The sequence below is a fragment of the Sorangium sp. So ce1014 genome (assembly GCF_051521505.1).
Taxonomy (GTDB): Bacteria; Myxococcota_A; Polyangia; order Polyangiales; family Polyangiaceae; genus Sorangium.
The window spans coordinates 12,198,648-12,213,419 of record NZ_CP150356.1 but is presented as its reverse complement, the minus strand read 5'-3'; the positions used below and the strand labels follow the sequence as shown (position 1 = coordinate 12,213,419).

At 69.2% G+C, this 14,772-nt stretch carries 9 protein-coding genes; 6 read left to right on the top strand and 3 right to left on the bottom strand.

Features of this window, described 5'->3' with window-relative positions:
* Nucleotides 1-68: 68 nt before the first annotated feature.
* The 3 genes from WME75_RS46000 (at nt 69) to sucD (ending at nt 3,430) form a co-directional block, all read left to right on the top strand.
* Nucleotides 69-1,058: a hypothetical protein gene (locus WME75_RS46000; protein WP_437484763.1), complete on the top strand. Its 990-nt coding sequence runs from the start codon at nt 69-71 to the stop codon at nt 1,056-1,058.
* A gap of 193 nt (nt 1,059-1,251) precedes the next feature.
* Nucleotides 1,252-2,454: an ADP-forming succinate--CoA ligase subunit beta gene (gene sucC / locus WME75_RS45995; protein ID WP_437484762.1), complete on the top strand. Its 1,203-nt coding sequence runs from the start codon at nt 1,252-1,254 to the stop codon at nt 2,452-2,454.
* A gap of 94 nt (nt 2,455-2,548) precedes the next feature.
* Nucleotides 2,549-3,430, top strand: a complete 882-nt coding sequence (gene sucD, locus WME75_RS45990) for a succinate--CoA ligase subunit alpha (protein ID WP_437484761.1) — start codon at nt 2,549-2,551, stop codon at nt 3,428-3,430.
* A 105-nt stretch (nt 3,431-3,535) separates the two neighbouring features.
* On the opposite strand, the gene WME75_RS45985 is transcribed toward sucD, so the two are convergent.
* The 3 genes from WME75_RS45985 to WME75_RS45975 form a co-directional block, all read right to left on the bottom strand.
* The gene (locus tag WME75_RS45985; RefSeq protein ID WP_437484759.1) at nt 3,536-4,576 is read right to left on the bottom strand and encodes an oxidoreductase; all 1,041 of its coding nucleotides are present in this window, start codon (nt 4,574-4,576) and stop codon (nt 3,536-3,538) included.
* A 61-nt stretch (nt 4,577-4,637) separates the two neighbouring features.
* Nucleotides 4,638-5,369 (bottom strand): hypothetical protein, encoded by a 732-nt coding sequence (locus WME75_RS45980; protein WP_437484758.1) that lies wholly within the window; start codon nt 5,367-5,369, stop codon nt 4,638-4,640.
* Nucleotides 5,366-6,661: an AAA family ATPase gene (locus WME75_RS45975; RefSeq protein WP_437484756.1), complete on the bottom strand. Its 1,296-nt coding sequence runs from the start codon at nt 6,659-6,661 to the stop codon at nt 5,366-5,368. The genes WME75_RS45980 and WME75_RS45975 overlap by 4 nt, the downstream gene beginning before the upstream one ends.
* A gap of 464 nt (nt 6,662-7,125) precedes the next feature.
* On the opposite strand from WME75_RS45975, the gene WME75_RS45970 reads away from it, so the two are divergent.
* From WME75_RS45970 to WME75_RS45960, 3 genes are all read left to right on the top strand, one after another.
* Nucleotides 7,126-8,139 (top strand): hypothetical protein, encoded by a 1,014-nt coding sequence (locus WME75_RS45970; protein ID WP_437484754.1) that lies wholly within the window; start codon nt 7,126-7,128, stop codon nt 8,137-8,139.
* A complete protein-coding gene (locus tag WME75_RS45965; protein WP_437484752.1) occupies nt 8,036-9,496 on the top strand; it encodes an HTTM domain-containing protein in 1,461 nt (486 codons plus the stop codon). Before WME75_RS45970 ends, WME75_RS45965 begins: the two co-directional genes overlap by 104 nt.
* Before the next feature lie 155 nt (nt 9,497-9,651).
* Nucleotides 9,652-14,766, top strand: a complete 5,115-nt coding sequence (locus WME75_RS45960) for an AAA family ATPase (RefSeq protein WP_437484750.1) — start codon at nt 9,652-9,654, stop codon at nt 14,764-14,766.
* Nucleotides 14,767-14,772: the final 6 nt, after the last annotated feature.

The window sequence follows — 14,772 nt, the reverse complement described above, 5'->3', positions numbered from 1 at the left end:
GCGACTCGCCGCCCGCGGCCCGAGATCGACGCCCATCCGAGACAGAGAGAGAGGAGGCCCAGCTGCTCATGCACTTCGCCGCGCTCCCGGCCGACATCGACATGTGGGTGGGAGGGGGGACCAGCATCGTCGCCGGCGTGCACCGCGACCCTCCGGGGATCCACCGCTTCGACGCCGTCGCCCAGACCGAGGTCGGGCTCCGGCTCGCGAGCGAGTCGCTGTATTTCCGGCTCGATCTCGACATGCAGGCCACCTCGGCGCCGCTCGGCCTGCCGGCGTTCGGCCTGCCGGCGTTCGTCTACCCCGAGTGGTCCCTGCCGGCGCAGGAGCTCAAGATCGGCCCTCCCGAGTGGGCGATGCTCCAGATCGGCCGGGAGGATTACCACCTCCGGCTCGGCATCGTGTCGCACGCGATTGGCATCGAGGACTGGGACAGCTGGATCAACTACTTCCCGACCTTCTCGACGATGATCAGCACGGTCCCTGGCCGGATGCTCGGCGTCGAGCCCGGGCTCGTGCTCGGCGATGGATACGAGGTCAACGTCTTCGGCGGCTTCGATCTCGACGTCGACGCGCCCACGTTCGGCGCCGGCCTGACCACGATGCAGGCGCTCTGGTCGACCTGGTCGGGCGTGGCGTTCTATCCGACGATCGATTTCTACTCGGCGGTCGTCGCCCTGGAGCTCTATCCGGCCGAGGCGCTGTCGGTGTCGATCGATGGCAGCGTCGGGCTGGTCGGCGCGGCGGACGAGGCCGGAGCGTTCGAGCTGAAGCCCTGGGTGGGAGGCGAGATCATCGCCAATATCCTTCCGACGGTGGCAATCCATCCGCTCGTTCGAGTCCAGGCTCTCCACGAGCCCGGGGGCGCGCTCTCTGCGTTCCTGTTCGCGCCCCAGCCGAGCCTCTCCGCGAGCGCCGGGCTCACCTATACGCCGTTCGACGAGCTCAAGCTCAGCCTCGAAGGCAAGGTCTCCAGGGTCGAGGACGACATCCTGCCCGGCCTGTTCGCCCTCGTGGCCCTCCGCCGGCCCGAGCCGCCCCCGTACGCCGCCAAGTGACGAGACGGGAGCGGCGTTGTGACGCTCGACGCGTCAGGGCGCGGCGCCGGACTTTTCCATTGATGGGCGGGGGTCGGCACGAAACACTCGAAACGTAGCGAGCTCGCGACGTAGTAACTGACGCGGACGCCCGGCGACCCTGCTTTTCGCGTCTCGCGGGGCCGACCCTTGTGATAGGGTGGCGGCCCCTCTCATGAAAATCCACGAGTATCAAGGCAAGCAGCTCTTCGCCCGCTACGGGGTGCCGGTACCGAATGGGGAGCCCGCTTTCCAGGCGAGCGAGGTGGCGCCGATCGCCGATCGGCTGATCGCCCAGACCGGCAACCCGGTCGTCGTCGTGAAGGCGCAGATCCACGCGGGCGGCCGCGGCAAGGGCGGCGGCGTGAAGGTCGCGAAGGGCGGCAGCGCCGAAGCGACCGCTCTCGCCGAGAAGATCCTCGGCATGCAGCTCGTCACCAAGCAGACGGGCCCCGAGGGGCAGAAGGTCCGGCGGCTCTACATCGAGCAGGGCCTCGACATCGCGCGCGAGCTCTACTTCGCGATGCTCGTCGATCGCGAGCGCCGCCGCGTCGCGGTGATCGCCTCGACCGAGGGCGGCATGGACATCGAGGAGGTGGCCCACAGCACGCCGGAGAAGATCGTCAAGCTCTTCATCGATCCGGTGCTCGGCCTCGCCCCGTACCAGGGGCGGCAGCTCGCGATCGCGCTCGGGCTCACCGCGAAGGAGACGCAGCGCCAGTTCCTGAAGCTCGTGGCCTCGCTCTACACGTGCTTCACCGCGGAGGACTGCTCGCTGCTCGAGATCAACCCGCTCGTCGTGACCCGCGCGGGAGACGTCTTTGCGCTCGACGCGAAGGTGGCCTTCGACGACAACGCCGAGTTCCGCCACCCCGAGTGGAACGCGATGCGCGACGTCGACGAGGAGGATCCGGTCGAGCTCCAGGCGAAGCGGTCCGGCCTCTCCTACGTGTCGCTCGACGGCGACATCGGCTGCCTCGTGAACGGCGCCGGGCTCGCGATGGCGACGATGGATATCATCCTCCATTACGGCGGCAAGCCGGCGAACTTCCTCGACGTCGGCGGCGGCGCCACGCAGGAGCAGGTCAAGACCGCGTTCCAGATCATCCTCCGGAGCGAGCGGGTCCGCGGCATCTTCGTGAACATCTTCGGCGGCATCATGCGCTGCGACGTCGTGGCGGCCGGGGTCATCGCCGCGGCGAAGGAGCTCGGGCTCAAGGTGCCTCTCGTGGTCCGCCTCGAGGGGACCAACGTCGAGGCCGGCCGCAAGCTGCTCGACGAGAGCGGCCTGACCATCCAGTCGGCGAGCTCCATGGCCGACGGCGCGCAGAAGATCGTCGCCGCCACGCGCGGCGGCAAGGCCCAGAGCGGCGCCTAGGCGCCCGCGAGCACCGAGCCCCGAACCCAGTTGAGCAGCGAGCGACCGGCGATTGCCGAGCTCCTGTCCACGTTGAAGGTAGAGTAATCAAGCGATGAGCATCCTCGTCAACAAGGACACGCGGGTCGTCTTCCAGGGCATCACGGGCGCCTACGGGTCGCAGCACGCCCGCGCCTGCATCGAGTACGGGACGAAGGTCGTCGCCGGCGTGACGCCCGGTCGCGGCGGCCAGCGCTTCGAAGACAAGGTGCCGATCTTCGACACGGTCGAGCAGGCCGTGCGCAACGAGGGCGCCGACGTGTCGTGCATCTTCGTGCCGCCGGTCGGCGCCGCGGACGCGATCACCGAGGCGGTGGACGCGGGCTGCAAGCTCGTCATCTGCATCACCGACGGCGTGCCGGTGCTCGACATGGTGCGCGTGCGTCGCTTCCTCGAGGGGAAGCCGGCGCGCCTCGTCGGGCCGAACTGTCCCGGCGTGATCACGCCCGGCGAGTGCAAGATCGGGATCATGCCGGGCCACATCCACAAGAAGGGGCACATCGGCGTGCTCTCCCGCTCGGGGACGCTGACCTACGAGGCGGTCGGCCAGCTGAGCGCGCTCGGCATCGGCCAGTCGAGCTGCGTGGGCATCGGCGGCGATCCGGTCGGCGGCCTGGACTTCATCGACGTGCTCGAGCTCTTCAACCAGGATCCCGACACGCACGGGGTCGTGCTGATCGGCGAGATCGGCGGGACGGCCGAGCAGCGCGCCGCGGCCTGGATCAAGCAGAACATGAAGAAGCCGGTGGCCGCGTTCATCGCCGGCCGCGCGGCGCCTCCGGGCAAGCGCATGGGCCACGCCGGCGCGATCATCGCGGGCGGCGAGGGCACCGCGGCCGAGAAGATCGCGGCGCTCGAGGCGGCGGGGGCCAAGGTGGCCGCCACGCCGGCCGAGATGGGCGTCGCGATGCAGGCGGCGCTCGCGGCGGCGCGCTGATCCTTCCCGCACAGAGGCCGCTGTTCCGAGCTGCCCGGCCCACGACGAGCCCCCTCGCCGTGGGCCTCCCCTGTCCTTCTTTGATCGGCGCGCGCGCCGCTCCGGTCACGCGCCGAGCTGTATCGTCCGCCGCTCGGCCGAGCTCTTCATCGCGGCCTCGATGATGCGGATCACGTCGCGCGCCTCCTCGGCGCGCACCGGCGGCGGGGCGCCGTCGAGGATCGCCGCCGCGATGCCCTCGTAATAGGCCTCGTAGGCGCCGGGCAGGCTCTCGATGGTGCGGCGCTCGCCGCTCGCCGTGACAAGCGTGCCGAACCAGCGCGGGTCCTCCCGGCCCCACTCCGGCGTGCCCGGGCGCTTGCCCGCCTTGAGGGCCTCCTCCTGGCCGTCGATCCCATGCTTGAGGAAGCTCCCGCCGTCGCCGTGGACCGCGAAGCGCGGGCCCGGCTCGCACACAAGCGTCGAGGAGCGCACGATGACGCGGCGCTTGCCATACTCGAGCGTGAGGTGGAAATAGTCGACGGTGCGCGCCTCGGGCCGCTGCGCCAGGAGGTCGGCGGTGACCGCGCGCGGCGGGCCGAAGAGCACGAGGGCCTGATCGATCAGGTGCGCGCCGAGGTCGTACAGGATCCCCGAGCCCGGCGACTCCTGCTCTCGCCAGCCTTGCTTGATGGCGGGGCGGAAGCGGTCGAAGTGCGCCTCGTACGAGGCCACCTCGCCGAGCAGGCCCTGCTCGATGCAGTGGCGCACCGTGAGGAAGTCGGCGTCCCAGCGGCGGTTCTGGAACACCGAGAGGAGCCGGCCACGGCGCGCGGCCAGCGCGATGAGCTCGTCCGCCTCGGCGCTCGTGATCGTGAACGGCTTGTCGACGACCACGTGCTTGCCCGCCTCGAGCGCCGCGCGCGCGAGCGGGACGTGGGTCTCGTTGGGCGAGGCGATCACCACGAGGTCGATCCCGGGCTCGGCGATCAGCACCTCGGGCGTCGGATGCACGGCGACGCCCGAGTGGTCGGTCATGACCTGGCCCTCCCGGCGGGTCGCGATGGCGGCGAGGCGCAGCCCAGGGATGGACCGGATCAGCGGGGCGTGGAAGACGGCGCCGGCGAGGCCGTAGCCGATGAGGCCGACATAGACGCGCTGGGACATGGCAGGACGGGCTCGCGGAGAACGCTACCCTGGCGCGGCCCCGAGGGAAAGGTTCGGGCGCTCAGCCTCCGGCACGCCGCCGGTCAGGCCGCCGGAGCGCCGTCTCGACAGCCTCAGCCAGGCGCGGAGCCCTGCGGTGCAAGCCCTTCAGCGTGAGATCCTCATCGAGGAACCATCGCCAGTGCGTCTGCTCGTCGGCGATCGTTGCCGGATCGAGATCATCCAGGCGGCGTTGAACGGCCTTCCCGATCAGGGGAGCTTTCCTGGAGAGCCACGAGAGCGTCACCTCGCCGTTCAGAAATTCGTCGTACCACGACTGGCGTTGCTCGAGGATGGAGTCATCGTCCTGCAAACGCAGCTTTTTCAGCGTAAAGCGGGCACGATCGCGCTGTTCGAGGGGGATTCGCCCCTCGACCATCACGAGCTCGAGTGAAGGCAGGAGGATCTCGAACCAGCCGTCCTCGATCTCGAAGGGGTCGAGCACGCGGTCGTCCCACGTCCCCTTCCTGCTGTTCATCTCCCCGGACGCGAACCGATAATTGTCCCACTCGTACGACTTCTCGGGGTGTGTGGAACGGCTCAGGTAGTGGTCGACCGTGCCCCGGCTGGTCCACATCGCCGAGTAGCCGCAGCGGCGCTTGAATCCGTCGGCGAGGTACTGCATCACCGGGCGCCAGAGAGCCGGCATGGCCTCCGGCTGCGCGCCAGGATGCTGCGCGAGCCAAGCGTTGCCGGGCGCCCGCACCTCTTGGTCGAAGCTCGTGGGCTCCGGAAGACGTTCGATCCGGATCACGTCCCACGCTCCTCGATGAAGGCCAGCCACCGGGGCCAGAACGGATCCTGATCGGCGAGCGTGTCGTGAAGCGCACGATCGACCTCCTCACGCGTCCTGGCACGGTGAGGCTCTTCTCCGCGCATGAGCGCGCTCGCATCGTCGATCGCCTGCTCCGCTTCGATCGAGCGTGCGCGATGGAGGTTGAACGCAGGCGACGTCAGCCAGCGGGAAGCATCACCGAAGCGCGCCCAGGGCACTTCTCGTAGCGCGACGGTGCGCGCCTCGAGGTCGAACACGAAGAGCTTGTCCCGCTCGGGATCGAAGTGGGGCTCGAGCGAGGCGAGGACCATCGGCGCGTGCGTTGTGATGTGCGCCTGGACGCGCATCGATGGCGCGAGGGCCTCGAGCACCCGGAGGAGCGCCGGAGCGATGCGGCGCTGCCACTCCGGGTGAAGGTGGTTCTCGACCTCGTCCACGAGAAAGACGAGCTCGCTCACGGGCTCCTGCTTCAGCAAGCGGCTCGCCTCCACGTGCTCGTGCCACGCCCAGACGATCAGGTACGCGAGGCTGATGATGCGTCGCATCCCAGCGGAGGCGTGGATCACCGGCACCTCCCCGTATCCGGTGTCGATGGTGGGGAATTCGCGTGTGTCGTCCACGAAGAGGCGGACGGGTTTGCCCGCGAGGATCGTCTCGGCACCGCCCTGCGGGTTGGGGGAGAGCTGCTCGAGAGCCTCACAAAGATGCTGGAATGCTCGTCCGCCCTGCGTCTCGGGCTTTTTCTCCTGCCAGCTCACCCAGTCGCGGATGAGACCATTGCAGATGGTCTTCCCGTGATGCAGCTTGCCATCCAAGACTTCATCAGGATCGAAGAGGTACGCTGGCGAGCGTCGCGTGGCGCCTGAGGCGGCGAACAGAGAGGTCTGCTTCGATCCGCGCGGCCGGGTGTAGTCCTCCGGATCGAGGTTGCGAGCTGGGTCCCACAAGGCGAAGGAGCCATCCGCCTTCGCATAAAGGACGAGCGCGCGGGGACGCGTACCGACGGGACTCCACTCCTGGGACTCGAAGTGGAACCAGGAGGTGTCGCCGGTGCCGTCATCCATTCTATAAGATATCTTGGGTTCTTTTGCTCCGCTCAGCGGCCATGCGGGGCTCCGTGCCCAGCTACCCGAGAGGGCCCACCAGATCACGTCCAGCACGAAGCTCTTCCCCAGGCCGTTATCCCCCGTCATCAAATTGAGCCGCCGGCCGAGCTCCAGGCGCATCGCCGGGGCTGGGCCGACTTCCACGAGTTCCAGGGCGCGCAGCATGACGCCGTTCTGTACCAGAACGTCGAGCCGGCGCCCAACCGTTGCGCGCGGCGCCACACAGCGCGCGGCGGCTCTCGCTGACCGTACAGCGCGCGAGCCTCGGTTCATCGCGCGCCGCGAGCTGATCGTCGCTGATGCCGGCCATGTTGCTCGCCGCGATCCGCGCCGGCCCCCGACAAGCAGAGGCACTTCGGCCCGACAGCATGGAGGACCCCGGCGCAGCAGCGTCGGGCGGGTCGCTTCCCGTTCGGAGCGCCTCTCCCGACACCGCGCTCGCCAGGGAAGCAGCCGGCCGCCGCTACAGCCTCGTCCATGCAGCGATGAGCCACGCATCTGGACGGACGCCTGCAGGCCGACAACCTACCACATCCCATGTCACAGGCTCACTCCTCGTGACCCGAGCATGATATTTCGAGCAGACACACCGGAGCCCTTGCGATAGCCTCCTCTGTTTGGAGGCTTTGATGCACGCCAAGAGCGTCCTTTCCGTAGTCGCCCTGACCGCCCTGATCGCCGGCAGCTCCCTCGCCGCAGGGTGCAAGAGCACCGCCGAGGCCACCGTGACCGAGGAGTCGATCGAGGCCGTCCCGGTGGCCCTCGAAGAGCCGTTGACCGAGGAGCACGACGGCGGCTCGGTCGGATGGGAGATCGCGCCCGACGGCACCGTGAGGGCGATCGTGAGGGCGCCTGACGGCAAGCCCATCGACAAGGAGGTGAGCGGCACGCTCACCTGGAAAGGGCCGAACGGCGACGCGCAGGTCCCGCTCGCGCTCGACGCGAAGACAGGGCTCCTCATCGCGGCCGGGCCCAAGCTCGAGGCCGATCTCACCGAGGTGAAGTACAACGTCGTCGTCGCCGGACAGCCGTGGGATGGCACGCTCCACGTGCCCGCGGGAGGCACGAAGGTCCTCGTCGAGGGCGCGCGGAAGGCCGAAAGGCGGCCCATCCCGCCGGGCAAGACAGGCCCGAACGGCGGGATCATCCAGGTGGTCGGCGACGACACCGTCGAGGTGGTCGCGGACAAGGCCTCCGGCCAGGTGAGGGTGTATGTCCTCGACGCGAACCTCAAGCCGATCCCCGTCGGTGACCGCAAGATCAAGCTCGGCTTTGTGGGGTCAGGCTCCGAGGTCGTCCTGCTGACCCCCGGCCCCGGCGGCCTCTACTGCGTCGGCACGGTCGCGGCCAGGGTGAACCCCGTGAAGCTCACCGTCGTCGTGGCGCACCCGACGCACGCCGACGTGGTGCTCGTCGGCTATCGCCCCGGCGTGCACGTCGTGGTCGGCCCGAGCGCGCCGGCCGTGAGCGTGATCGTGGCGACGACGTGGAACGTGGCCGTGAAGGTCAGGACGACTCCAGGCGTGGTGGTGATCCACGATGACGACGACGACGACGGACGACCGGTCCACATCCACGTGCACGGCAAGCACAAGCACAAGCACAAGCACAAGCACGGGCACGCACACGGGCACTGGAAGTGACCTCGCGCGCCGCTGGGCGGCCCACCTCACCGCCGAGGTCGACGCCGCCTCGCTCGCCGTCTTCCGCATCGGCTATGGCGCCCTGATCGCGTGGGAGGTCGTCCGGTACGTCCTCCACGATCGGATAGCCCGCTATTACGTCGAGCCCGGCTTCTTCTTCAGCTTCGTCCCCTTCATCCGCCCCTGGGGCGGGACAGGGATGTACTGGCACTTCGCCGCCCTCTTCGTGCTCGCGCTCCTCTGCGCCGTCGGGCTCTTCTACCGGGTGAGCGCCGCGCTCCTCTGCGCCGCGCTCACGTATGTCTTCCTCCTCGACAAAGCACAGTACCTCAACCACCTCTATCTCCTCTGCCTCCTCGGCCTGCTGCTCGCCGCCGCCCCCGCGCACCGCGCCCTCTCGCTCGATCGCCTCCGCGCGCGGCGCGCCTCGCCGGCCGACGAGGGGCAGAGAGCGCCGGCGGAGACCGTGCCGCGCCTCTACCTCTTCGCCCTGAAGGCCCAGATCGCGATCGTCTACTTCTACGGCGGCATCGCGAAGCTGAACGGCGACTGGCTCCGGGGACAGCCGCTCACGATGTGGCTCGCCGAGCACCGCGGCGCGCCCCTCGTCGGACCGCTCCTCGCCACGCCGGCCGCGGGGCTCGCGCTCTCCTATGCAGCGCTGCTCCTCGACCTCTCGATGGGCTTCCTGCTCTTCTCCCGACGTACCTTCCCGCTCGGTGCGGCGCTCGCCGTGGCGTTCAACCTCTCCAATGCTCTCCTGTTCAAGATCGGGATCTTCCCCTACGCGATGATCGCCTCGCTCGCGCTGTTCGCCGATCCCTCGTGGCCTAGGCGACGGCTGCCCTGCCTGTTCAAGAGCGCGGACCGCCCGGGCGGCGGCGCCGAGCTCCCCTCTCCCGCGGCGGGGTGGCGGCGCGTCCTGCCGCTCGCGCTGCTCCACGGGTATCTCCTTGTCCACCTCGTGGTGCCGCTCCGTCACTGGGTCTATCCGGGCGACGTCGCCTGGAACGAGGCCGGACACCGCTTCTCGTGGCGGATGAAGCTGCGCGACAAGGACGTGAGCGAGCTCGACATCCGCGTGCTGGATCCGAGGACCGGCGCGCGCGAGTCGCTCGACCTCGAGGCGTGGCTCACCGACCGCCAGCTCGGGGAGATGAGCGCGCGGCCCGACATGATCGTCGACTTCGCGCGCCACGTCGCCGACCGCTGGCGGGAGGACTTCGGGGTGCGGCCGATCGTCACGGCCAAGGTCGTCGCGTCGCTGAACGGAGGGCCCTACCGCGATCTCGTCGACCCGACGATCGATCTGGCGTCGCAGCCGAGAGGGCTCCTCGCGGTCGCGCAGCCGCCCTGATGCCGCACGAGCGTGACGCAGCACACGCCAAGCCGCCATTACTTGGATTCTTCGCGCAAAACCGCAGAGGACTCCTCTATACTGATGCTCTCGGTCTGTAGTTGAGCAAACGCCAGCGGCGGACAGGGCCATCACGAGCGCGAGCACAAGTACGCATGAGCACAGCATCGATCGATTTGCCGGGACATGTCGTCGAGCAGCTGATCCATGAAGGCAGCAAGACCCTCGTTTACCGCGGCCGCCGCGCCGCGGATCAGCGGCCGGTCGTCATCAAGACGCTGAAGGGCGAGCACCCGAGCGTCCGCGATCTCGCCCTTTTACGGCACGAGTTCCATCTGCTGCGCGACCTGGACCTCGATGCCGTGGTGCGGGTGTGCGCGCTCGAGAGGACGCGCGGCGGGCTCGCCCTCGTCACCGAGGCGGTCGAGGGCACGACCCTGCGGGCAATCCTCCACGATCGCCGGCTGGATCTGCGCACGGCGCTGGCGCTCTCGGTCGCCATCGCCGACGCCATCGGCGCGGTGCACCGCTGCCACATCACGCACAAGGACATCAATCCAAGAAACATCATCATCAGCTCAGACCTCCGCGGCGCGACGCTCATCGACTTCGGCGCCGCGTCGCGGCTCCAGCAGGAATTCCAGGAGTCGACCTCGGTCTCTACCCTGCAAGGGACGCTCGCGTACCTATCGCCCGAGCAGACCGGGCGCATGAACAGGGGCATCGACTACCGCGCGGATCTCTACTCGTTCGGTGTCACCTTGTATGAAATGCTGACCGGCGCGCTGCCGTTCTCGGACGCCGATCCGATCGACGTCATCTACAGCCACATCGCGCGGCCGCCCGTCCCGCCGCACGAGCGTCGCGGGGACGTGCCCCAGCCGGTGTCCGAGGTGGTCATGAAGCTCCTCGCCAAGACCCCCGAGGACCGCTATCAGAGTGCGTACGGCGTCAAGGCGGACCTCGCGGAGTGCCTGCGTTCCCTCGAGCAGACGGGTCGGGTCCATCCCTTCCCCATCGGGCGGAGCGATCGCAGCTACGATCTGCGCGTTCCGCAGAAGATCTACGGCCGGGACGTGGAGCGGGACCGGCTCCTTTCCGCCTTCGAGCGGGCCCGAGCCGGCGCCGCGGAGCTCGTGCTCGTCTCCGGCTACTCCGGCGTCGGCAAGAGCGCGCTGGTCCACGAGACCTACAAGGCGATCGCCAGGGTCGGGGGCCACTTCGCCCACGGGAAGTTCGATCAGCTGAATCGCGGCGTGCCCTGCGCCTCGGTCGTCCAGGCGTTCAGGGGGCTCGTGCAGCACTTCCTCTCCGAGCGAACCGAGGTGCTGTCCCGCTGGAGAGCAGAGCTCGGCGCGGCGCTCGGCGCGAACGCCGGGGTCCTGGTCGATCTCATCCCCGAGCTCGCGCTCATCCTCGGCGAGGTGCCCGCCGTCGCGGCGCTCGGCCCCTCCGAGTCGCAGAACCGCTTCGACATGGTGTTCCGGAGCTTTCTCGGCGTGTTCACCGCCCCGTCGCACCCGCTGGTCCTGCTCCTCGACGACCTGCAATGGGCGGATGCGGCGTCGCTCAGGCTGCTGCGGCTCCTTCTCACCGACCCCGACACGGGCCATCTCCTGGTCGTCGGGGCGTACCGCGACAACGAGGTGAGCCCGGCGCACCCGCTCATCATCACCCTCGACGCCATCCGGGCCGCGAACGCGGCGGTGACGGACATCCCCCTCGCGCCGCTCGCGCCGGAGGACGTGACGGCGCTCGTCTCGGACGCCCTGGGCCGCACGGCGCAGGACGTCGCGCAGCTCTCCGAGCTCATCCACGGGAAGACGCAGGGCAACCCGTTCTTCATCGGGCAGTTCCTGCGGATGTTGAGCGACGACGGGCTCCTCCGCTGCGAGCCGGAGACCGGCCAATGGGCATGGAACCTCGCGGCCATCGAGTCGCGGGCCGTGACGGACAACGTCGTCGAGTTCATGATCGCCAAGCTGCAGAGGCTCTCGCCGCCCACCCAGCGCGCCCTGCAGCTCGCCGCGTGCATCGGGCACAGGTTCGATCTGCGCACGCTCGCGACGATCTCCGAGCAGCCTGCCGCGCAGTCGGCGCAGGACCTGTGGGGGGCCATGCAGGAAGGGCTCCTGCTCCCCATCGACGCAGACTACCGGCTCGTGCAGCCGGGAGAGCAATCCCACGACGAGCCCGCGAGCGAGGCGTCGTTCGCCGTCTCCTACCAGTTCTTGCACGATCGCGTCCAGCAGGCGGCCTACGCGCTCATCGCGGACGAGCACAAGCGCGCCGCCCACCTGCGCGTCGGCCGCCTGATGCTGGCCAGTCAACGCGGGGAGCCACAGGAAGAGCAGCTCTTCGACATCGTGAACCACCTGAACTACGGAGCCCGCCTCATCGCCGATCCCGGCGAGCGCGATCTGCTCGGGCGCCTGAACCTGCGCGCCGGGAGGAAGGCCAAGGGCTCGACCGCCTACGGGGCCGCGGCGGAGTACTTCAGCGCCGGACGGAGCGCGATCGGAGACGACGGCTCCTCGGGGGACCACGCGCTGCGCTGGGCGCTCACGCTGGAGGCGGCCGAGTGCGAGTACCTGTGCGGCCGCTTCGTCGAGGCCGAGGCGCTGTTCCAGCGCCTGCTCGATGTGGCGCGGTCAAACCTCGATCGGGCGCGGGTCCAGAGCCTGCGGATGAAGCTCTATCAGGTCGCGGGCCGCTACGACGAGGGCGTCGCTGTGGGACAGGAGGCGCTGCGCCTGTTCGACGTCGAGATCCCTGAGACGAGCGAGGAGATCGGCGCCGCCGTCTCCGCCGAGATCGCGCAGATCCCCGAGAGCATGGCGGGCAGGAGCATCGAGGACGTCCTGCACGCGCCGCTGCTCGCCGATGAGCACATCCGCGCGGTCATCCACCTGCTCGCCGACTGCGCGCCCTGCGCGTACATCGGGCGGCCAGGCGTGTTCCCGCTCATCGCGCTGAAGATGCTGAACCTGTCGCTGCGGCACGGCAACACCGAGGCGTCCTGCTTCGCCTACAGCGTGTACGGGCTCATGCTGGTCTCGGCGTTCGGCGATATCCCCTCTGGATTCCGCTTCTCGGAGATGTCGATCCGGCTGAACGAGAAGCTCGGGGACATCGCGCTGCGGGGGACGCTGCTGCACCTCCACGGCGATCACATCAACTTCTGGGTCCATCCTATCCGGGACGACCTGCCCATCCTGGAGAGGGCGTTCCTCGCGTGCCTCGAGGCCGGCGACCTGGTGTACGCGAGCTACCTCGCCTTCGAGACCGTCTGGCAGGTCTACGAGAAGGGCGATCCGCTGGCGGAGGTCCACCGCGTCGCCGAGCGCTTCGCGTCGTTCGCGCGCAAGACAGGCAATCACGCCGTCCTCGAGACCATCCGGCTGGAGCAGCAGTTTCTGCGCAGCCTGAAGGGGCTCACGGAGGCCGACGCCTCGCTGAACGAGGAGGGCTTCGCCGAGGAGGAGTGCCTGGCCGCGCTCACCCGGGCGAGCTTCGGGTGCGGCATCGCCTTCTATCATATCATCCGGCTCATCCTGCTCTATTCCCACGGCCGCCCCGAGGCGGCGCTCGCTGCGGCGGAGGCGGCGCGTCCCGTCCTCGGGGCCGTCATGGCGATGCCGATCGAGGCGACATACCACTTCTATTTCGCGCTCACGCTGATCGCGCTCGGCGAGCACGACGAGGGCGAGCGGCAGCGGCACGCCGAGGCGCTCTCCGCGTCGCTCGAGAAGCTCGAGCTCTGGGCGAGCCAGTGCCCTGACAACTTCCGCGCGAAGCACCTCCTGGTCCTCGGCGAGATGGCGCGCACCTCCGGCCGCGACGGGGAGGCGACGGAGCTCTACGACGACGCCATCGACGCCGCCCGTCAGAGCGAGTTCATACAGTACGAAGCGCTCGCGTCGGAGCTGGCCGGGCTGTACTACGCTCGCAAGGGCCGGCGGCGCATCGCCACGCTCTACCTGAACGCGGCGATGCACGCCTACCGGCAGTGGGGGGCTGAACGAAAGGCCGCAGCGCTGATCCGGCAGCACGGGCTCGACGCGCTTCCCGTCGATCGAGCGCCCGCGGCGGAGCGCGATCAGACCCTCTCTCGATCGAGCACCGTGTCGGTGAGCCACCCGCTCCTCAACAAGCTCGTCGATGTCGCGGCGGTGCTGCAGGCGACGCACGCGATCTCCAGCGAGCTCGTGCTCGGGAGGGCGCTCGAGCGCGTGATGCGCGCCGTTCTCTCGAGCGCCGGCGGCCAGCGCGGCTTCCTGGTGCTCGCGCGCGAGGGAGGGCTGGTCATCGAGGCGGCCATCACGATCGACCCTGAATCGATCGAGGTGGAGCTCCGGCGTCCGCTCGAGGAGTCCTCGGATCTGCCGGTCAGCATCGTCCACTACGTGGCCCGCACGCGAGAGCTCGTCATCCTGGACGACGCCGCGGCGAGCCCTCGCTTCGCGGCGGATCCTTACCTCTCCGCGCGCCGGCCGAAGTCGGTGATGGGCCTTCCGCTCATCCACCAGAACCGGCTCACGGGCGTGCTGTACGTCGAGAACGCGCTCGCCAGCGGCGCCTTCACCGCGGAGCAGGCCGAGCTGCTCCGCCTCCTGGGCGCGCAGGTCGCAGCGGCGCTCGAGAACGCGCTGCTCTACGGTCGCCTGCAGGAGGTCTCCGAGGGGCATCGCGCCATGAACGACCGGCTCGAGAGCGAGGTGCAGCGACGCACCGAAGAGCTCTGCTCGGTCAACGAACGCCTGTCGCAGAAGGCAGAAGAGCTGAACCGGACCAATGAACGGCTGCTCGAGGAGCTCGGCGAACGCGAGCGCGCCGAGCAAGGCCGGGCGGCTCTCCAGGAGGAGATCATCGAGGTGCAGCGCCTGCGCCTCTCGGAGATGGCGACGCCCATCATCCCGATCACCGATCGTGTCCTGGTCATGCCGCTCATCGGGACGATGGACGCGGTGCGCGCCGCGCAGGTGCTGGAGGCGACCCTCGTCGGCGTCCAGCGCCACAACCCGTCGGTCGTGATCATCGACATCACGGGCCTGAAGCACGTCGACGCCGGGGTCGCCGACACGCTGATCCGCACCGCGTCGGCGCTGCGGCTGCTCGGCGCGCGCGCGATCTTGACCGGCATGCAGCCGGAGGTCGCCCGCGCGCTCGTGCAGGGAGGGATCGACCTTCGCGGCATCGTCGCCCACGCGACGCTGCAGAGCGCCGTCGCCCACGCGCTCGCGCCGTCCCGCGCCGGAGCGGCCCATTGAGCCCGC

Coding starts and splice junctions, on each gene's coding strand:
- WME75_RS45965 (WP_437484752.1), top strand. CDS start 8,036: ATGACGACGACGACGACGGACGACCGGTCCACATCCACGTGCACGGCA.
- WME75_RS45960 (WP_437484750.1), top strand. CDS start 9,652: ATGAGCACAGCATCGATCGATTTGCCGGGACATGTCGTCGAGCAGCTG.
- WME75_RS45985 (WP_437484759.1), bottom strand. CDS start 4,576: ATGTCCCAGCGCGTCTATGTCGGCCTCATCGGCTACGGCCTCGCCGGC.
- WME75_RS45975 (WP_437484756.1), bottom strand. CDS start 6,661: ATGCTGCGCGCCCTGGAACTCGTGGAAGTCGGCCCAGCCCCGGCGATG.
- sucC (WP_437484762.1), top strand. CDS start 1,252: ATGAAAATCCACGAGTATCAAGGCAAGCAGCTCTTCGCCCGCTACGGG.
- WME75_RS45970 (WP_437484754.1), top strand. CDS start 7,126: ATGCACGCCAAGAGCGTCCTTTCCGTAGTCGCCCTGACCGCCCTGATC.
- sucD (WP_437484761.1), top strand. CDS start 2,549: ATGAGCATCCTCGTCAACAAGGACACGCGGGTCGTCTTCCAGGGCATC.
- WME75_RS46000 (WP_437484763.1), top strand. CDS start 69: ATGCACTTCGCCGCGCTCCCGGCCGACATCGACATGTGGGTGGGAGGG.